The organism is Bradyrhizobium sp. SPXBL-04, from assembly GCF_051853035.1.
GTDB lineage: Bacteria > Pseudomonadota > Alphaproteobacteria > Rhizobiales > Xanthobacteraceae > Bradyrhizobium > Bradyrhizobium zhanjiangense.
On record NZ_CP182472.1, the window covers coordinates 6,705,097 to 6,724,352 of the forward strand.

Below are 19,256 nucleotides of genomic sequence, written 5' to 3' on the forward strand. Positions count from 1 at the left end.
TGGCACCATCGTCGATTGTGATTTCGCGGGCAGGCTCAGCGCGGCCGGCTGCGTTCGATGATCTCGGCGGCGCCCTTGGCCAACAGATCCAGCCCCACAGCACGACCGAGCTCGCGCGGACGGTTGGCGGGGCCTGAGTGTGAGGCTTCGATGATGGTATTGCCGGAGAGGTCGAGCACGGATGCGGCCAGCGACATCTGATCACCGGCAATGGTCGAGAACCCGGCCACCGGCGAATTGCAGTGGCCGTTGAGCACCCACAGCACTTCGCGCTCGGCATCGGCGCAGGCATGCGCGGCGGGATCGTCGATCGATGAAAGGATTTGCCGCGTCTGCCAGTCCTGCGCCGCGCATTCGACCGCGACGATGCCCTGCCCCGCCGCAGGCAGCATCTCCGCCGCGGTGAATTCATAGGCGATGCGGCTGGAAAGACCGACGCGGTCGAGGCCCGACCGCGCCATGATCAGCGCATCGGCCGGTCCCACCGCACCGCCATCCGGCAGGCGCTGCTTCTCGCCATTGTCGAGCTTGCGCACGCGCGTGTCGGCGGCGCCGCGGAAGTGGATCACCTCCACCTCCGGAAACAGGCGCCGCGCATAGGCGGCGCGGCGGACAGCGTTGGTCCCGATCTTGAAACCCTTGCCGCGGGACTGGCGCAGCGCCTCCAGTGTCACGCCGCCGCGCAGCACCAGCGCGTCACTGGGCGGATCGCGCGACAAGGTGGCGCCGATGACAAGGCCGGGCGTATCCTCGTTGCCAGGCATGTCCTTCAGCGAATGCATCGCCGCCTGGAGCTCGCCCGACAGGACGGCGGCGCGGATCTGCGCCACGAAGGCGCCGCCCTTGCCGCCGTGGGGCAGAAGCTTGCTGGTCTGGTCAAGATCGCCGGTGGTGTCGAACTTGACGATCTCGATATCGAGACCGGGCACGGCGGCGGTCAGGCGGCGCGCGATCTCTTCCGTCTGTGCCAGCGCCATCGCGCTCTTGCGGGTGCCGATCTTGAATCGCGTAGCCAAGTCCTGATCCTTTCGAGACGCGTCATTTTGGTTTGAGCATGATCTTATCGGAAAACCGGTTCCCACTTTGCGCTAACGCGGCCCTTCGGGTCCGGATCATGCTCTAACGCGCATCCTCCAATATCATGTCGGAGGCCTTTTCGGCGATCATGATGATCGGCGCGTTGGTGTTCCCCGACACGAGGTCCGGCATGATCGAGCCGTCGACAACGCGAAGGCCGACGAGCCCCCTCACCTTCAGCCGCTGGTCGATCACCGCGAGCGCGTCATTGCCCATACGACAGGTCGAGGTCGGATGGTAGATGGTGCTGCCGCGCTCGCGGCAGAAATCCAGGAGCTCGGCATCCGTGGATACCTTCGTGCCGGGGTCGACCTCGCCAGCGACGAACGGCTTCAGCGCCGGCGCGTTCAGGATCTTGCGCAGGATCTTGAGGCCCTCGACGTTGGTGGTGCGGTCGGTCTCGGTCGACATGTAGTTGATGCGGATCTCCGGCGGCACGGTCGGATCGGCGCTTTTGATGCGTAAGGTCCCGCGGCTTTCCGGCCGGAGCTGGCACACGGAGGCGGTGAAGCCGGAGAAATCGTGCAGCTTCTCGCCCATCTTGTCGGTCGAGAACGGCAGGAAGTGCACCTGGATGTCGGGCGAAGCCAGCCGCGGGCTGGTCTTGAAGAACGCGCCCGCTGTGCCGGCCGCGATCGTCAGCCAGCCCTTCCGGAACAGCGCATAGCGTGCGCCGGCCATCGTACGGCGGAGCGGATGATTGATGGTGTCGTTGAGCGTGATCTTCTGCGAGCAGCGCATCACGATGCGGACCTGCATGTGGTCCTGGAGGTCATGGCCGACACCGGGAGCATCGAGCACGATGTCTATGCCGTACTTGCGCAGGAGATCGGCGGGACCGACGCCGGAGAGCTGAAGCAGCTGCGGCGAGTTGTAGGCACCGCTCGACAGCACGATTTCCTTGCGGGCCCGCGCGCGGCGCAAGGCCGCGCCTTGCCGATATTCGACGCCGACGGCGCGGCGCCCTTCGAACAGGACGCGCTGGGCATGTGCGGAGGTCTCGATCTTGAGATTGCTGCGGGTCTTCGCCGGGCCGAGATAGGCCACCGCCGTCGAGGCGCGCCGGCCGTTGCGCGTCGTGGTCTGGAACAGGCCGACGCCTTCCTGCGTGGCGCCGTTGAAATCGGGGTTGTAAGGCAGACCGGTCTCGACCGCGGCGTCGATGAAGGCTTTCGACAGCGGATCGGTCACGATCATGTTGGAGACCGGCAGCGGCCCGCCCGTGCCGTGAAATTGATCGGCGCCGCGGGATTGGTTCTCGGCCTTCTTGAAGTAGGGCAACACGTCGTCATAGCCCCAGCCGGTGTTGCCGAGCTGGCGCCAGCGGTCGTAGTCCTCGTGTTGACCGCGGACATAGAGCAGGCCGTTGATCGAGCTCGAGCCGCCCAGCGTCTTGCCGCGCGGCTGGAACACCTGGCGTCCCTTCAGCTCGGGCTCCGGCTCGGTCTGATACATCCAGTTGACGCTCTTCTCCTTGAACAGCTTGCCGTAGCCGAGCGGCACGTGGATCCAGATGTTGGAATCCTTCGGGCCGGCCTCGAGCAGCAGCACGCTGTGCCTGCCGTTCGCAGAGAGCCTGTTGGCGAGCACGCAGCCGGCGGAGCCGGCACCGACGATGATGTAGTCGAATTCGGGATCGGACGGCGCGAGCGAGGAATTTGCGTTCATGCGCTACTGTTCTTCTTGTTGGTGTTGGCGTTTCCAGTTTCGTCACTTAGCACAATCATGCACGCAGGCGCAGCGCCTCGACCAGCGACCTGAACGCACGGGCATATTCCGCACCCGCCCTTGCGATATCGGCGCGCCCGGCGCAGGCGACCGCGGCTTCCGTGACGGCGCCGAGCAGCAGCCGGGCCAGGGGCTCGACCGGCTGGCGCGCGATCAGGCCGGCCTCCATCGCCGCCGCAATCGCGCGCGGCAGCTTGCCGCCGAAATGCTTGGCGTCGATCTCGCGCCAGCGTTCCCAGCCGAGCACGGCGGGCCCGTCACGCAGGATGATCTGGCCGGTGGGGCCCTTTGCCGTCGCCGCAAAGTAATGCTGGGTGCCGGCAACCATGGCGGCGAGAACGTCCTTCTCGGCGCGCGCGGCGCTGTCGATCTCGACGACGAGGTCGCGCGAGACCTGGTCGAACACGGCTTCGAACACCGCCTCCTTGGTCTTGAAGTGATGATAGACCGCGCCCTTGGCAATGCGGGCGGCCTCGGCGATCTCGTCCATGGTGGTGGCGGCGAATCCTCGGCTCCCGAACAGGCGGCGTGCCGCCGTCAGGATCGCTTCCATCGTCGCCGCGCGCCGTTCCGCCTGCTTCGCCATCAGTCTCGTCTAATCGAATTCGCAGCGAGCGGCCAGTTGACTTTTCGACCATCGGTCGGTATTTACCGACTATCAGTCGGTTTTGATCGCGAGGTGTTCGATGCCGAGCCGTGACATTGTCGAGGCGTTTGCGCAGCGGCTGGAAGCCGGAGACTTCATCGGCGCCATCGAACAGTTCTGCACGCTTGATGCCGTGACCTACGAGAACAACGCTGCCCCGACGGTCGGCCGCGACAAGCTCGTGGCCAAGGAACGCGGCGTGCTGGCGGCGTCCAAGGACGTCAAGGCCGTGCGTATCGGGCCGAGCCTGATCGAGGGCGACCACGTCGCGACCCGCTGGGTCTTCAGCTTCACCAATGCCGAGGGCGTCACGTGGACACTGGACGAGATCGCGTGGCAGACCTGGCGGGGCGATCAGCTGATCGAGGAACGGTTTTATTACGATCCGAAGCAGCTGGGGCGGTGACCGCGCCTCTCTCTCGCCCTACCACCGCTGTCATCGCCCGGCTTGCTGCCTTCGCTGATGCTTCGGCGTGCCGAGCGCCCGCGTGGGCCTCGGCGTAGCCTTGGCGGAGCCGGGACCGGGCGATCCAGTACGCCGCGGCGGCTGTGATGAGTCGAGGGGCCTCGATGTACTGGATGCCCTGTCTGCGCGGGGCATGACAGCAGAGTTAGCGGCGAACATTCCCCCCGCCATCACGCATTTGTATCGATTTGTTATCGATACCTTCGTTTGAACACGTAGAAGTGCTCATTCCGATCGCGGCAGCTATGGATAATTCATAGTTCGTCAAAGGTTTGCAGCGAATTTTCCGTTTCTAGCCGGACAATCGGCCGATGCTGCTAGGCTCTGGAATGCGGACTCAAACGACCAGCTATTTCGCACGGCTGTTCGCCGGCGATCTGTCGGCCTTTGGCGGTCCCGCAACCGACGAGGCCGTGGCCGGCCATATCCGGGCCGAGCAGATGTCGCTGGTGCTCGGCTATTCGGTCGGCATCATGCTTGCTAACGCCTGCAACGCCATCGTGCTGGCCATCGCGCTGTGGCAGTCGCCGGACAGGATGCCAGCCCTGATCTGGGCGGTCATCGTCGCCGGCGCGGCGATCGGATTCGGCGTGCAATCCCACGCCGCGCGCCGCATCACCAAGCCGCAATTCGTCTCGCGCCGCGCCATGCACCGGCTGGTGCGCAACGCCTTCATCCTTGGCGCGGCCTGGGGCATCGTCCCGGTCGCCTTCTTCGCCGATGCTTCGACCGGCGGCCAGCTCGTCATCACCTGCCTGTGCTCGGGCATGCTGGCCGGCGGCGCGCTGGCTTTCGCCACGATTCCGATCGCGGCCATCGCCTTCACGGCGCCCATCTTCCTCGGCATCGCCATCTGCCTCGGCAGGAACGGCGATCTCGCCTTCCTGCTGATCGCCTTCCTGGTCGTGGTCTACGGAAGCGTTCTGCTGCGCGGTGTGTTCGTCAATTCGTTCGCGTTCGCGCGGCGCGTGATGCGGCAGATCGAGGCGGAGCGCACGGTGCGGCAGGATCCCCTCACCCATTTGCCCAACCGCGTCGCCTTCAACGAAACGCTCGATGCCGCGCTCAAACGACTGGCATTGTCCGGCGAGGAATTCGCGGTGCTGCTGCTCGACCTCGATCGCTTCAAGGAGGTCAACGACCAGTTCGGTCATCCCGCCGGCGACGAATTCCTGGTCCAGGTCGCAAGCCGCCTGCAACGCTGCACGCGCGCTGCCGAGCATGTCGCGCGCATCGGCGGCGACGAATTCGCGCTGGTCATGAACAATTTGGCGCGGCCGGAAGATGCGCTCGAGATCGCCGAGCGCTTCGTCGCAGCATTCACCGAGCCGTTCCAGATCGAGGGCCGCCAGATCGTCGGCGCGACCAGCGTCGGCATCGTGCTGGCGCCGCGCGACGGCACCACGCCGCTCGACGTCATGAAGAATGCCGATGCCGCGCTCTATCGCGCCAAGAAGGCGGGAGCCGGCACGGTCTGCTTTTTCGAAACCAGCGACGACAGGGTGTCGCGCGACCGCAAGGCGCTGCAATCGGACCTCGCCGGCGCGATCGCGAGGGACGAGCTGTTCCTGGTGTTCCAGCCGTTCCTCGACCTCGGCGACAACCGCATCACCGGCTTCGAGGCGCTGCTGCGCTGGCAGCATCCGGTGCGCGGACTGGTGCCGCCGAGCGAATTCATCCCGATCGCGGAAGAGACCGGGCTGATCCACGAGATCGGCGAATGGGTCATCCGCCGCGCCTGCGCGACGGTGGCGCAATGGCCTGAAGAGATCAGGGTCGCCGTGAATTTCTCAGCGGCGCAATTTCACAACACCGGCGTCCTCCAGACCATCGTGCAGGCGCTTGCCGATGCGAAGGTCTCTCCCAGCCGACTCGAGATCGAGATCACGGAATCGATGCTGCTGTCGAAATACGGCTCGGCCGCATCAGTCCTGAATGCGCTGCTGGAGCTCGGCGTCACCGTGGCGCTCGACGATTTCGGGACGGGCTTCTCCTCGCTCACCTATTTGCGCAAGCTGCCGTTCAGCCGCATCAAGATCGACCAGTCTTTCATCAGCGACGTGTTGGTGCAGCCGGACTGCGCCGCCATCGTGAAGTCGGTGATCTCGCTCGCGCGGGACCTGCACATCGGCGTCGTGGCCGAAGGCGTCGAGACTGCCGACCAGCTCGAATATCTGCGCCAGATCAGCTGCGACGAGGTGCAGGGCTATCTGATCAGCCGGCCGGTGGCGGCCGATGCCGTGCTGGCGCTGCTGGACGCGAAGAAATATCGGGCGACTTACGCGGCGTAGGTGGAAATTATAGGGGGCCTGAGAGCCGGCGATGAGGGCGGTGAGCCCCCTCCCCCGCTTGCGGGAGAGGGCTGGGGAGAGGGTCTCTCCACGGAGGGACTCTCCAAGAGGAGAGAACCCTCACTTGGCGCTTCGCGCCGACCTCTCCCGCAAGCGGGAGAGGTGGCGGCCGCGGCGCCGTCCATTTATCCTCACGGAATTCCGGGCTCGGTTAGACCGCATCCGCGCGCAGCAGCGTATCCACTGTGATCGTGCCCCTCGCGCGGGAGACGCAGGCACAGATCTTCTGGTTGCTTTGCTTCTGATGGTCGCTGAAGAAGACGTCGCGATGGTCGATCTCGCCGTCGACCGCGACCACGTCGATGGCGCAGAGGCCGCACTCGCCGCGCTTGCAGTCGTACATCACGTCGTGGCCGCTGGCGTTGAGCACATCCAGCATCGAGCGCTCGCGCGGAATCTCGAGCTCGACATTTGAGTCCTTCAGACGCACCCGGAACGTCTCGGTCGGCAGCGTGCCGCTGGAGCCGAACGTCTCGTAGCGAAGATCGGGAAGCGGATGGCCGGCGCCGATCCAGGCATGGCGCGCGGCATCGAGCATGCGCATCGGGCCGCAGAACAGCGCGAGCGTGCCTTGAGGAAGTGAGGCGAACAGGGCGTCGAGATCGAGGCGCTTGCTTTCGTCACTGGCATGAACGACCAGACGATCGCCGAGCAGCGTGGCTAGATCGTCGAGATAGGCGGCTTCGCTGCGCGAACGCACGGCATAGTGCAGCGTGACGACAGCGCCGCGGCGGGCCAGCGCCTGCGCGGCGCCGAGGATCGGCGTGATGCCGATGCCGCCGGCGATCAGGCAATAATTTTCGCGCGCCCAGTCCACCGCAAGCAGCGAGGCGGGCTGCGTGATGTCGAGCCGCGCGCCTGGCGCCAATTGCCACATGTAGCGGGAGCCGCCGCGGGAATCCTCGGCGCGGCGCACTGCGATCTTGAAGCCGTGGGACGAAGCTTCGCCGACCAGCGAATAGGAGCGCGTCTCCGGCAGGCCGTCGATGCTGACGCTGACATTGATGTGGCTGCCGACCGGATAGGCCGCACCGTCGAACTGATCGGGCCGGATCAGGAATTCGCGGATGCCGGGCGCAAGGTCGCGCGTCGAGACGAGCGTCGCCGGAATCCAGGTTTCGATGAAGCGCATAGTGATTGCCTCAATCGTTTGCGGTCTTGATCAGCGCGAGTGCCGGCAAGAGGTCGAGATGGGTCCGGTTGCGCAGCGCGAGCCGCAGGTTTCGCACCGCGAGCCGCGCATGCTCGCGCATGACGGCCTCGGCGCGCGCGCCTTCGCGGTTCTCGATGGCGTCGATCACGACGCGATGATGCTCCTGCCCGATGATCAGGATCTGTTGGGCCTCGGGCAGCGCCGATTGCGCCATCACGAAGCCGCTGGGCGAGGCGAACGGCAGCGCCGAGGCGCGGTCGATCTGCCGGATCAAGGGCGGGCTGCGCGACAATTCCGTCAGCAGGGCGTGGAAGCGCGCGTTCAGCGTGACGTAAGACGAAAATGCATCGACCGAGATCGGCACCTGGCGCAGCAATTCGTCGATCGCGGCGAGACACTCCTTCAGCGGCTCGAGCTCGCGCGCAGAGACACCGCGCTCGGCGGCAAAGCGCGCGGCGAGGCCTTCCAGCGTGCCGCGCAGCTCGATGGAGTCGGAGATATCGCGCTCCGAGAACGCCTTCACCATGAAGCCGCCGGAGGGGATCGCCTCCAACAAGCCCTCCTCCTCCAGCCGCACCAGTGCCATGCGCACCGGGGTGCGCGAGGCGCCGGTGGTCTCCACCGCCTGGAGCTCGGAGATGCGCTCGCCCGGACGCAACGAGCCCGACAGGATCTGATCGCGAAGCGCTAGCTGCGCCTTCACGGTCTGCGAGATGGAACGATCAACCTCACGTTCGGCCATCGTCTACTCCGCGGCCTGGAGATGTGTTGGCGCGTTTTCCTTCGCAACCATGCGATCGATCAGCTTGCGCGACCACATCGCGCCGGCGTCGATGTTGAGGTTGTAGAAGATGCGATCCGGGTTCTCGTCCATCGCGCGCTGCTGCGCTTCGAGAATCAGCTCGTCCTCGTGGAAGATGCCGGAGACGCCCTCGCGGATCTCGGTGGTGATGCGCTGCTCGCCGAGGCGATAGTTGCGCACGAACGCCCAGAAATAATGGCAGGTCTTCTCGGTCTCCGGCGTGATGGTGTTGAGCACGAAGCCGTTGACGCCCTGCGAGCGGTCGCCTTCCGGCGCGCCGGTGCCGGTCGGCGCCACGCCGACGTCGATGGCGATGGTGCACGGGGCCTCGAAACGGATGATCTGCCAGCGATCGACGAGACCGGGCTTGCCGAGCTGCTTGGCCCAGAACGGCGGCGGCTCGATGCCGCGCATCCAGCGCGTCACCGTCACCGTCTTCTCGCCATGGGTGACGTCGAACGGTGCCTCGGCCACCGCATCGTTGCCGATGGAGGAGCCGTGCACGAAAGTCTCGTGGGTGAGATCCATGAGATTATCGAGCACGAGGCGATAGTCGCATTTGACGTGGATGGTCTTGCCGTCGCCGGCCCAGGCCGGATCGTGATTCCAGTGCATGTCCGGAACCTGCGCCGGATCGGCCAGCGCGGGATCGCCCATCCAGAGCCAGATGTAGCGGTGCCGCTCGATCACGGGATAGGCACGGACGCAGGCGGACGGATTGATGGTCTCCTGCGAGGGCATGAAGGTGCAGCGCCCTTGCGCGTTGTACTTCAGGCCGTGATAGCCGCAGACGACGGTGTCGCCTTCGAGCCGGCCCTTGGACAGCGGCACCAGGCGATGCCAGCAGGCATCCTCCAGCGCGGCGACCGAGCCGTCGGCCTTGCGGTACATCACGATGTGCTTGCCGCAGATCGTCCGCGGCAACAGCGCCGGCTTCACCTCGGCATCCCAGGCGGCGGCGTACCAGGCGTTCATGGGGAAAGGTTTTGTCATCGGTCTCGCTCCCACGGGCTTATGCATACGTTATGTATACAATAGCAGCGAGGCGGGATCGATCAAGCCCAATCATGGAGTATCTAAATACCTAAATCATCATTATTGTATACACATGCACCTGACGTCATTCCCCGCGAAAGGCGGGAATCCAGTACTCCGCGGCGGACGTAGGGTTCACACAGCTCCTGCCGCGGCGTACTGGATCGCCCGCCTGCGCGGGCGATGACACCGGAGGAGACGGCGACCGCTCCGCTGGAGGGGCCCCTGCGGCGCCGGCCCCGCGCCCTACGCCCCGAACACCTTCGCCAAGCCGGCCTTGGCTTCCTCCTGAATGCGCGTCAGGTGCTCGGCGCTACGGAAGCTTTCCGCGTAGATCTTGTAGACGTCCTCCGTCCCCGACGGCCTGGCCGCGAACCAGCCGAAATCGGTCTCGACCTTGATGCCGCCAAAAGGCTCGCCGTTGCCGGGCGCCTTGCTCAGCGTAGCGCGGACGGGATCGCCGGCGAGATCCTTCAGGCCGAGCTGCTCGGGTGTGACGGACTTCAAAATGCTCTTCTGCGGCCCGGTGGCGGCGACGTCGATGCGCGCGTAATGGGGCACGCCGAACTCGGCGGTGAGGTCATTGAAGAGCTGGCTGGGATCGCGGCCGGTCTTGGCCATGATCTCGGCTGCGAGCAGGCCGAGGATGACGCCGTCCTTGTCGGTGGTCCACACCGTGCCGTCGCGGCGCAGGAACGAGGCCCCTGCACTCTCCTCGCCGCCGAAGCCGAAAGAGCCCGTGAGGAGGCCGTCGACGAACCATTTGAAACCGACTGGCGTCTCGACCAGCTTGCGGCCGAGCTTTTTCGCAACGCGGTCGATGATCGAGCTCGACACCACGGTCTTGCCGATCGCGGCATCCTTGCCCCAGTCCGGCCGGTGCGCGAACAGATAGGAGATCGCGGTCGCAAGATAATGGTTCGGGTTCATCAGGCCGCCGGTGCGCGTCACGATGCCGTGGCGATCGGCGTCGGTGTCGTTGGCAAAGGCGACGTCGAAGCGGTCACGCATCCCGATCAGGCTCGCCATCGCGTAGGGCGAGGAGCAGTCCATGCGGATCTTGCCGTCCCAGTCGACCGTCATGAAGCGGAAGGTCGGATCGATCGCCTCGTTCACGACGGTGGCCTTGAGGCCATAGCGCTCGATGATCGGATGCCAATAATGCACGGCGGCACCGCCGAGCGGATCGATGCCGATCGTGACGCCGGCGGATCTGACCAGGTCGAGATCGACGACATTGCCGAGATCGGCGACGTAAGGCGTGATGAAATCATAGGCGTGGACGTTCGCGGATTTCTTCGCCTTGGCGTAGTCGATGCGCTTCACACCCTTGAGGGCGTCGGCGAGATAGGTATTGGCGCGCTTCTCGACCACGCCGGTGACATCGGTATCGGCGGGGCCGCCATGCGGCGGATTGTATTTATAACCGCCGTCTTCGGGGGGATTGTGCGAGGGCGTGATCACGACGCCATCGGCGAGGCCCGAGCTGCGGCCCTTGTTGTAGGTCAGGATCGCGTGTGAGATCACCGGCGTCGGCGTGTAACCGCCGTCCTTGTCGATCATGACGTCGACACCGTTGGCCGCGAACACCTCGACGGCGCTGACCAGCGCCGGCTCTGCCAGCGCATGGGTATCGATGCCGATGAAGAGCGGGCCGGTCAGCCCCTTTTCTCTTCTGTAGTCACAAATCGCTTGCGTGATCGCGAGGATGTGGCCCTCGTTGAAGGTGTTCTTGAACGAGGTGCCGCGATGACCCGAGGTGCCGAACGCGACCCGTTGCGCGGGGTCGGCCGCATCCGGCTTGCCGGCGAAATATTCCGTCACCAGCCGCGGAATATTGGTGAGCGCGTCCGGCGAGGCCTGCTTGCCCGCCGCGGGATGAACATCAGCCACTGAAATACCTCGTCCTTGTCAAATTGAGGCCTGCTGCACCATAGCATCGGGCTTGCACGCGCCAACTCAAAAGCCACTGGCCGACACCGGCAACAAATGGCCGCATTTGGGCCCATGAATAGTGACATGACCATTTTCGCAACGACCCTGCTGCTCGCCGGTTCCTTGGCGCTATCGTCTCCGGCACATGTCGGGCGAACCGACGTCGAACTCAACCCGATGCTGCGCAACGCGGCCGTGGATCATGACCTCGCCAAGGTGAAGCAGCAGTTTGAACGGGAGCTCCACAGCGACGCTGCAGACCGCTCCGCGGCATCCAGCCAGCGCTAGCGCCGCGGGCCGGGCGCATCCAAAGGCATTCCTGACGGCCGCACATGGCGTTTACTTCCTTGGGGCCGCCTCGAAGGAGGCAGGCACCACAATGCAAATTGCGGGATCATGCTATGGTTGATGCGTCCCCGCTGCCGCGCCGCAAGGCCGGTTTGTTAACTCCAAAGCTCTATCACAGACCCATGCTGTGGGATCGGACACGCTTCAATCTTGGCGCGACGTGGGGACGCGTGGCGGTCGCCCTGCTTTTGTCGACTCCGATCTGCGCGCAGGCCAAGGACGGCGGTCCGGACGAGCCGCGCCCGACGGCGGCGCTGCCCGACGGCGGGACCGAGCTCGGCGCCGGAGAAACGCCGGCATCCCGCGCCGCGATCCGGAAAATCATCGAGAGAGAGATCGCAAACACCCATTTGCCCGCCGACATCGCCGAAGCGGTGGTCTTCGTCGAGAGCGGCTACAATCCGGCCGTGATCGGCAGCGTCGGCGAAATAGGCCTGATGCAGGTGCGGCCCGAGACCGCGGCGATGCTGGGATTCCGCGGAAGCAATGCTGAACTGGCAGAGCCGGACATCAACATCCATTACGGGGTGATTTATCTCAGCCAGGCCTGGCGTCTGGCCGGCGGGGATCTCTGCCGTGCGCTGATGAAATATCGGGCGGGTCATGGCGAGGAGACGATGACCCCGCGGTCACAAGTCTATTGCAACCGGGCTCGTAACCGGCTTCTGATGAACTCGGCATCGCTGAATGTCGAAGCCGCGGCCGTTCCGGCTCCCGCGCCCCCGGCCATTCCCGCGGCTGCTGCGGCGCCGGCAAAACTGGCAAGTGCACCGAAGATGTCGACGCAGCCCAAAGCCGTCTATGCCCGATACCGTCAGGGCACGGCCGCCGCCAGCCGCGCCTATTGGGCCGCCCACGAGGCCCGGATCAGCCAAATCAAGGCTCGCATCGAAGCAAGATGGAAGCGCGTCGCATCACGTTGACGGCGATGCCCCGATCTGCCGCTAGAGCCGCTCGCTGAGCGCGAGCTTGTAGCCGACTCCGGTGACGGTCGCGATCACGGGCGTGCCGCTGCCGACGCGATACCGCCAATTCGGCACATCCGGCTCCGCACGTCCGCCGTTAACGTAAAGGACGCCTTCGGCTTCGAAAACGCCGGCTCCGCCTCTATGGTCCCCGCTCGCAGATATGAGACCACGGAGAAGGCGTGATGCAGGGGCAGGCCCGCTTGGCAACCGGTCGAACTGAAGAAGGCGCAACGCCCTTCGGCCGTTTGCACACGCTCGACTTGCTGCGCGGTCTTGCCATTGCCGGCGTGATGGCGATCCACGTCTCACAGTCGTTCCCGTCGCACATCGGCGCCGTCGACTTCGCCTTCACGTGCGGCTGGACCGGCGTCAACGTGTTCTACTTCGTCAGCGCCATGACGATGTGCCTGATGTGGACGCAGCGCACCGAAACGAATCCGGCGCGCAAGTTCCACATCCGCCGTTTCCTGCGCATCGCGCCGCTGTTCTGGCTCGCGATCCCGGTCTACCTGCTCGTCAACGGCACCGGGCCGAGCGCCAACGCTCCCAACGGCATCGGACCGCTTCAGGTGGCCCTGACCGCGACGTTCCTGCACGGCTTCTGGCCGGACAGCGTCAACAGCGTCGTGCCGGGCGACTGGTCGATCGCCGCGGAGATGACGTTCTATCTGGTCTTTCCGCTTCTGATCACCGCGTTCGGAGCACGCCGTCATCTCTATCTCGCGCTCGCGATCGTGCTGCATCTCGTCAATGTCTGCCTCTTTAAGCCGTGGGCCTTCGCGCTGTTCTCGGCCTATTACGGATCGGGCAACGAAGCCTTCGTCTGGACCACGCTGCACATCAGCTTCCTCAACCAGCTTCCGGTTTTCCTCGTCGGCTGCGCGCTGTTCTTCTCGCTGCGCGACGGCTTTGCGAAGTCGGATGCCGCGGTCTTCGCCGTCTTCATCGCACTGTCCTTCATCGCCGACCGCGCCACCGGATCGCATGAATTCAACTATCTGATGATCAATCTCGTGCTCGGTCCGCTGGTCGCCGGCTGCATCCGCCTCGCGATCCGCTGGCGGCCGCTCGAGACGCTCGGCCGCAATTCCTATTCGATGTATCTGTCGCACTTCGCGGTGATCTGTGGCCTGCGCCGGATCTGGCCGCTCGCCGACGGACTGGTCTCGCTGCTCATCGCCTATGCCGTCACCGCCGCGCTCAGCTATTTCGTCGCCCGCGCGACCTGGCATCTGGTCGAGCGGCATGCGCAGGATCTGGCGCACCGCCTGACGTCCGCGCGAGCGGACCGATCAATCATCCGGCCGACCCTCGCCGCCACTGCGGCCGGCCTGCGCTGAGCGGCCTGCTCCGTTCCGGCGCTCGCCCTCGATGCGGCTTGCTTAGCTTGCCGTGTTCAAATCTACTGTGAAAAATCTTCACGCTGGAGGTGGCGCCATGGAGGTCATACTGCTCGGCACCGGCGGCCCACGCCCGGATCCACGCCGGATGGCGACGACCACGCTGATCAGGCTCGGCGACGAGAACATCCTGATCGACGCCGGCCGCGGCGTCATGCTGCAGCTCAGCAAGGCCGGCGTGCCGCTCGGCGCCATTAACACGGTCTTTCTCACCCATCACCATTTCGACCACATCGGCGACCTCTACGATGTGATGCTGAATTCATGGATGCATGGCCGCAAGGACGAGCTGCGCATCTATGGTCCCCCGGATACCGAACGGCTGGTCAATACGCTGATCACGCAGGTCTACGACAAGGACATCACCTGGCGGGATCGCGGCGAGCCGACCTTCGGCGGCTGGAAACCGGTGGTCGCAACGGACATCGTGCCCGGCCCCGTTCTCGACACCGGCCGCTGGAAGATCAGCGCCGAGCTCGTCTCGCATGGCGACGGCCTCGACATGCCGCCGGCCTTCCTCCAACGCTGGATGTGTCTCGGCTACCGCTTCGAGGCGGAGGGCAAGGTCATTGCGATTTCCGGCGACACGGTCCACTGCCCCGGTCTCGAGCGACTGGCTGAGGGCGCCGACCTGCTGGTTCAGTGCTGCTTCCTCGCAACGCCAGAGATCAACAACGAGCACTTGCGCCGGCTTGCGAAATTCACGATCGCCTGCGGCGATGCGGTCGGCAAGGTCGCGGCCAAGGCCGGCGTCAAGAAGCTCGCCCTGACCCACCACCGGCCGCGCACCGACGATTCCATGCTGAGCGCGCTGCTCAACGATGTCCGGCGGGATTACTCAGGTCCTGTCGTGCTCGGTGAGGACCTCACGCGCATCGAGGTCTAACGGAGATCTCAGGACGATCCGATGTCGATCCGGAACGACAAGCGTTCTTCCGCTCCCGCCGCGATATGCATCAGGCCGGGCTTGTCGGTGAACTCGCCCTCGAAGCTGGCGGGACTGGCATGGCCGCGCCAGGGCTCGATACAGAGGAACGGCGCGCCCGACGGCTTCGACCAGACGCCGAGCTCGCGAAAGCCGCGCCAGGACATTTTCAGCCACGGCCCGGTTGATGCGCCCGGCCCCGCGGCATAGCGGACCGAACCGCTCTCAATGCGGTCGAAGATGATGGCGTCATCCACGAACAAGGCTTCGGACAAGCGCAGCGATTTATCTTTGACCGGACTTGGCTCCGTTGCCGCGCGCAGTAAGCCGCCGTCGAGACGGCGGACGGGAGACGCTTCCGCGTTCGCAAAGGTCAGCGCATAGCTCTCCTTCGCCAGTCCGGATTGCAACGGCCAGTTGAAGGCGGGATGACCGCCGAGCGACGCCGGCAATGTCTCCTTGCCGGTGTTGGCGATGGTGAACGTCACATCAAGGCCTGTGTCGTCGATCGCATAGGCCACGGTGAGCCGGAACGTGAACGGATAGAGCGCGCGCGTCGCCTCGCTGTCTTCGAGCACCAGGGTGCAGCGGCTCTCGCCGCGCTCCGTCCACGCAAAGCGGTTGTCGCGCGCAAAGCCGTGCTGGGTCATCCGGTACGTCTTGCCCCGGTGACGCAATTCGTCATTGGCGAGGCGCCCGACGATCGGAAACAACAGCGGCGCGTGGCGCGGCCATTCCGGCCCCGCCTGCCAGACGAATTCGATGCCGCCTCCGTCCTTGAGCGAGCACAACTCGGCGCCGTGCGCCTTGATGGCCGCGCTGAGCCGGCCGCTTCGAATGGAGTGGGTTTCATCGCTCATGCGCGACATCTACACCGCGACCCCATATGCAGCAAGGCGGCGCCAGCGGAGGCGTGACGGTCATCGATGGCGCTTGCTTGTACAGAGCTTTGAAACGTAAAAGAGAATTTGGGTTCGTTCTGTGGACCATCGCCAGCTCGACACCGCGACTACGTGCAGCAACTCGCATGATCAGCGCCTGGGTTGTTACGCCGTCGGACCTTCAGGGCAGTCGCGCTAGGCCGAATACAAAAGTAAGCCGCCGAGGTCCGCAACGCCCTCGACTTTGCCACAGGACTGAGGCGCAGCCGCGAACTCGAGCACCGAACATACCTTCGACCCGCAGTCCCGGATGTCCCAGCAGGGAGTCCTCTCAGGACGATGCGGCCGGTTCCGACTCAGCACGACGGGATACCCCAGCGCCGGCGAGTTCGTTGGAATTGGAGTTGCGTAACAGGAACAACGACCTCCAATCGCGCTGATGGCCAAATTCGATATAGCGATAGCTCAGGGCACTTAGCAGGATTGTTATTGCAAGATACGGAAATGAAAGTCGAAGCGTGTCTTGCAACGGAGACGTATCGGGCGGGATCATTTCAACCATGATGATCGAATGCCACGCATAGATACTGTAGCACATGCATCCGACGACCTGAATTGGCCACGCCTCGAACAAGCGATTTGCGGACCATGCCCCGCACAACACCGCCAGCAGCACCATGGAAAACCCGGCGCAAAAGATCGTGGCGTAGAGAATGCTCACAGCCCAGGGGCCATTATCCTTGAGATATATGGCGGCAATCATCAGCAGCAGTCCGGGCAGCAGCCCACGCGACTGAAATCTCCTGAGTGAAACACTGTCCCTGGACTTGACGTAGAGATCGCAAACCAACATTCCGAAAATGAACTGGTAACACGACCCAAATATTCCACCCACAAACGGGCGAAACATCCCAATCCGATCCACCGCGATAAGATGCCCAGCCACCACGAAAGCTGAGCAAATGACGACGCTCAACAGCAACAGCCTTCCAAGGCCGAAGCGCGCGATCAGAAGAATCAGCATCGGAAACAAAAGGCTGAACCAGATTTCAACGCCTACGGACCACAATACGGGATTGGAGGGGGGCATAAACCCGTGCGGCACAAAAATGAAAAGCGTAGATAGGAGTCCGCCGAGCTCCAGGTACCACGCGTGCGATCCAGCGGGCGACTTGGCATGGAGTGCAACCGTCACGAGGACAACCGTATAGTAAAGTGGAAGCAACCGAGCTGCGCGATGCCAATAGAAATGCGGGAAGTCGGCGAGCCGATCGATGGCTCGCTTCTTTGTGCGATAGGGCAGGTACAGAACGAATCCGGAGAGCACGAAGAAGATATTTACGCCCAAGAAGCCGTGCTTCGCGACAATGGCCAGGAGACCGTTTGGATCAAGTTCGCCGGGAAACGCCGGCGCGCTGGATGTGAACGGAACAAGCAAGTGAAAGAGGATCACCATCAAGATGGCGAGTCCGCGAAAACCGTTGACGGCCCCGATCTTCTGCGCGCGACTATCGGCTATGATGGTGGAACCTGGGGATTGTAACGACAAGGGGGCAATCTCAGTGTTCGTGGTTTCCTGTTTGCGATGTTCGCTACGTTGAGCGAGCTGTCAATCGATGGCCGTCGCATCACTCACGACACGTGCGATGCCAAACCGAAGGCGCATTGACCAGCAAATAGGCAAGTCATCGGATCGCGGGGGATGCAGCGAATATCTCGTATCGCGAACACCTCACGCCTCGTCGGAAGCGATCCTCAGGCGAGCGCAGCCCTCCCCGGACACGGCGAACGACGTGCCTTCAAATCGTCAATTACGGCATCTATCAACTACGGGATATAGACGGTAGCAGGTTAACTCTGAGGCAGAATTATGAGTGGGCGCGTATAGTTTGATGGTTGGGCTCCTCATCATATTTGTTCTGCTCGCGATTGGCTTCGCGGCCGGCTACGGCACGCGCGAGCTGATCTCTCGTAAGCGGCACGCCGAGTACTTGCACTTGCAGCCCTACGTTTCGCCCGCGCTCAGAACCGGGCGACCATCTTCCGATGAAAGCACCAGGACGCGATACGCCACACCTCAACCCGCAATGACTGAGCAGGTGAATTATGACATGCCTCAGTCGTTTAAACCCGTATCCATTCGGGAGCCGAAGCCAGTGAAATCGAAATCCGGGCCTGCCGGCGCAAGCTTGCGTCTGATCGAGCCGCAGTCCTCTAAGCCCGATACCGGATCTTTGCAGTCCGTGGACATTGAGCAGAGCCTCGAAGAACTGGTCGGACTCCTCCTGCGCAAAAGGCAGGGAAGCTAGGACCGGTCTCATCCGAGGCGTCTTGGTCACGAGCCTCTTGCCGCATTTGCGTGTCGGCCTGTTGCCGAGGTCGACCACCCGGGGGTGGAAAAGTAAGCCCCTGGAACCGAAAAGCACCAATGTCAGCAGGAGAACTCCGGGATCCAGGGGACCGGATCGACGACCGAGCACGTTCCACGGCAGAACCGCCCGCCCGCAGCACGGCGGCAGGCGCACCAAAGATTTGGCCACGCCCGCGCAAAAGTGGTATGTTTTTAGCGGTTCTGTGGCTACAATACGGCCCGTCACGCGTCCAGAACATCTCTGGTGCAAGAGCAGGAGGGCAGATCTTGGTTGTGCTGATGATCGCAAGCGCCGTGGCCGGTGTTCTTCTGGGGCGTTTTCTTCGCGCATACGCCCTTATTCCCGCAACGATGCTGATCCTGGTTGCCGCGTGGTATTTGGGTCTTGAGCAGGGTTTCGCCACGGGCTTGATAGCATTCGTCGCAAGCGCGGTAATTTTGCAAGTGGTCTATTGCGCGAGCCTGCTGATCTATCTGCTCATCGCGAACCTCTCGGTGCTCGACCAGGTGCAGTCGGAGGCATCACCGCAGATGCGTGAATCGCGAATCGCAGTCTAATCAGACCCCTATCATGAGCGGCCGGCGAGGATGTTGTCGCATGGCCCGTATATTGTTACATCCTCCTGTAGAAGCTCCGCACCTGCTTAATTGCCATGCAGATCATCCCGCAGGGCCGCATTCCTGCCGGTGTGCTTGTGAGCGCTTCGTTTACGCGGCATGATCCCCTGCGCGCGTGATGCTCTACAGAAGGCTGTTGCCGCAGCTCCAATCTGCTCAACGGCTCGAAAGATCTCCGGCACCAACTGAATACGCTTGGCGGAGGCTTCTTCTTTGACTTTGATTTCGGCCCCTTGAAACTTCAGCGGAATGGCTGTGTTGCACAAAGTCGACCGGGCAAAATGTTTTTGGACGACACGACCGGCGACAAGCTGGAGCGACACATCAAGTATGCTCAAGACGTTTGGAAATGAATGGTAACGCAATTTATTTGGAACCGACGCGAAGCCGTCGGCCGATATTCCTCGATTGCAAAGAAGAAGCGCACATTTGCGCCCTGCCACGGGCTTATGAGGCTAGATCAACCCGCTGAGACAAAGTGACCGTCGATAGCACCTATATTCGCCGTCTTTATTCGATAATGCAGATGTGATCGGTTGGCTGGAAATTAAA

Annotated in this window: 18 protein-coding genes; 8 read left to right on the forward strand and 10 right to left on the reverse strand. The window is 63.5% G+C overall.

All coding sequences use genetic code 11. The annotated features are described in order from the left end of the window. Positions 1-35 precede the first annotated feature (35 nt). The 3 genes from hemC to ACNJX8_RS32270 form a co-directional block, all read right to left on the reverse strand. Positions 36-1,016, reverse strand: a complete 981-nt coding sequence (hemC, locus tag ACNJX8_RS32260) for a hydroxymethylbilane synthase (protein ID WP_128938108.1) — start codon at positions 1,014-1,016, stop codon at positions 36-38. Between the two features lie 103 nt (positions 1,017-1,119). Further along, positions 1,120-2,745: a GMC family oxidoreductase gene (locus ACNJX8_RS32265; RefSeq protein ID WP_439358065.1), complete on the reverse strand. Its 1,626-nt coding sequence runs from the start codon at positions 2,743-2,745 to the stop codon at positions 1,120-1,122. Positions 2,746-2,800: 55 nt separating this feature from the next. Continuing rightward, positions 2,801-3,391 carry a TetR/AcrR family transcriptional regulator gene (locus tag ACNJX8_RS32270; RefSeq protein WP_128938110.1) on the reverse strand — a complete coding sequence of 197 codons (591 nt, stop codon included), beginning with the start codon at positions 3,389-3,391 and terminating at the stop codon, positions 2,801-2,803. Positions 3,392-3,491: 100 nt separating this feature from the next. Here ACNJX8_RS32270 and ACNJX8_RS32275 point away from each other — a divergent pair, with 100 nt between their 5' ends. Then, the gene (locus ACNJX8_RS32275) at positions 3,492-3,857 is read left to right on the forward strand and encodes a nuclear transport factor 2 family protein (RefSeq protein WP_439358066.1); all 366 of its coding nucleotides are present in this window, start codon (positions 3,492-3,494) and stop codon (positions 3,855-3,857) included. A gap of 389 nt (positions 3,858-4,246) precedes the next feature. Continuing rightward, on the forward strand, positions 4,247-6,208 hold the full coding sequence (locus ACNJX8_RS32280) for a putative bifunctional diguanylate cyclase/phosphodiesterase (RefSeq protein WP_439358067.1): 1,962 nt from the start codon (positions 4,247-4,249) through the stop codon (positions 6,206-6,208). 211 nt (positions 6,209-6,419) lie between these two features. Here the strand turns inward: ACNJX8_RS32280 and ACNJX8_RS32285 are convergent, their stop codons facing one another. The 4 genes from ACNJX8_RS32285 to pgm all read right to left on the reverse strand — a co-directional run bounded on the left by ACNJX8_RS32285 (position 6,420) and on the right by pgm (position 11,151). Continuing rightward, positions 6,420-7,400, reverse strand: coding sequence for a PDR/VanB family oxidoreductase (locus tag ACNJX8_RS32285; protein WP_439358068.1), 981 nt, complete (start codon positions 7,398-7,400; stop codon positions 6,420-6,422). A 10-nt stretch (positions 7,401-7,410) separates the two neighbouring features. Continuing rightward, positions 7,411-8,163 carry a GntR family transcriptional regulator gene (locus ACNJX8_RS32290; RefSeq protein WP_249760183.1) on the reverse strand — a complete coding sequence of 251 codons (753 nt, stop codon included), beginning with the start codon at positions 8,161-8,163 and terminating at the stop codon, positions 7,411-7,413. Positions 8,164-8,166: 3 nt separating this feature from the next. After that, positions 8,167-9,216, reverse strand: a complete 1,050-nt coding sequence (locus tag ACNJX8_RS32295) for an aromatic ring-hydroxylating dioxygenase subunit alpha (protein ID WP_439358069.1) — start codon at positions 9,214-9,216, stop codon at positions 8,167-8,169. A 288-nt stretch (positions 9,217-9,504) separates the two neighbouring features. After that, on the reverse strand, positions 9,505-11,151 hold the full coding sequence (gene pgm, locus ACNJX8_RS32300; RefSeq protein WP_439358070.1) for a phosphoglucomutase (alpha-D-glucose-1,6-bisphosphate-dependent): 1,647 nt from the start codon (positions 11,149-11,151) through the stop codon (positions 9,505-9,507). 126 nt (positions 11,152-11,277) lie between these two features. Here pgm and ACNJX8_RS32305 point away from each other — a divergent pair, with 126 nt between their 5' ends. From ACNJX8_RS32305 to ACNJX8_RS32320, 4 genes are all read left to right on the forward strand, one after another. After that, a complete protein-coding gene (locus ACNJX8_RS32305; protein ID WP_128955412.1) occupies positions 11,278-11,481 on the forward strand; it encodes a hypothetical protein in 204 nt (67 codons plus the stop codon). A 182-nt stretch (positions 11,482-11,663) separates the two neighbouring features. Continuing rightward, positions 11,664-12,464, forward strand: coding sequence for a transglycosylase SLT domain-containing protein (locus ACNJX8_RS32310; RefSeq protein ID WP_439362008.1), 801 nt, complete (start codon positions 11,664-11,666; stop codon positions 12,462-12,464). 227 nt (positions 12,465-12,691) lie between these two features. Next, positions 12,692-13,849 carry an acyltransferase family protein gene (locus ACNJX8_RS32315; RefSeq protein ID WP_439358071.1) on the forward strand — a complete coding sequence of 386 codons (1,158 nt, stop codon included), beginning with the start codon at positions 12,692-12,694 and terminating at the stop codon, positions 13,847-13,849. A 97-nt stretch (positions 13,850-13,946) separates the two neighbouring features. Beyond that, entirely contained in the window at positions 13,947-14,795 is an 849-nt protein-coding gene (locus tag ACNJX8_RS32320) for an MBL fold metallo-hydrolase (RefSeq protein WP_439358072.1), read from the forward strand. Between the two features lie 8 nt (positions 14,796-14,803). On the opposite strand, the gene ACNJX8_RS32325 is transcribed toward ACNJX8_RS32320, so the two are convergent. Both ACNJX8_RS32325 and ACNJX8_RS32330 read right to left on the reverse strand, forming a co-directional pair. Beyond that, positions 14,804-15,694 carry an aldose 1-epimerase family protein gene (locus tag ACNJX8_RS32325; RefSeq protein ID WP_439358073.1) on the reverse strand — a complete coding sequence of 297 codons (891 nt, stop codon included), beginning with the start codon at positions 15,692-15,694 and terminating at the stop codon, positions 14,804-14,806. A 352-nt stretch (positions 15,695-16,046) separates the two neighbouring features. Continuing rightward, entirely contained in the window at positions 16,047-17,264 is a 1,218-nt protein-coding gene (locus ACNJX8_RS32330; protein WP_439358074.1) for an acyltransferase family protein, read from the reverse strand. A 343-nt stretch (positions 17,265-17,607) separates the two neighbouring features. Between ACNJX8_RS32330 and ACNJX8_RS32335 the strand changes: the two genes are divergently transcribed. Next, entirely contained in the window at positions 17,608-18,024 is a 417-nt protein-coding gene (locus ACNJX8_RS32335; RefSeq protein ID WP_128935690.1) for a hypothetical protein, read from the forward strand. Between the two features lie 329 nt (positions 18,025-18,353). Then, positions 18,354-18,644: a hypothetical protein gene (locus tag ACNJX8_RS32340; RefSeq protein ID WP_128938122.1), complete on the forward strand. Its 291-nt coding sequence runs from the start codon at positions 18,354-18,356 to the stop codon at positions 18,642-18,644. An 86-nt stretch (positions 18,645-18,730) separates the two neighbouring features. Here the strand turns inward: ACNJX8_RS32340 and ACNJX8_RS32345 are convergent, their stop codons facing one another. After that, complete coding sequence (locus tag ACNJX8_RS32345; protein ID WP_439358075.1) at positions 18,731-19,147, reverse strand: hypothetical protein; 417 nt, start codon at positions 19,145-19,147, stop codon at positions 18,731-18,733. Positions 19,148-19,256: the final 109 nt, after the last annotated feature.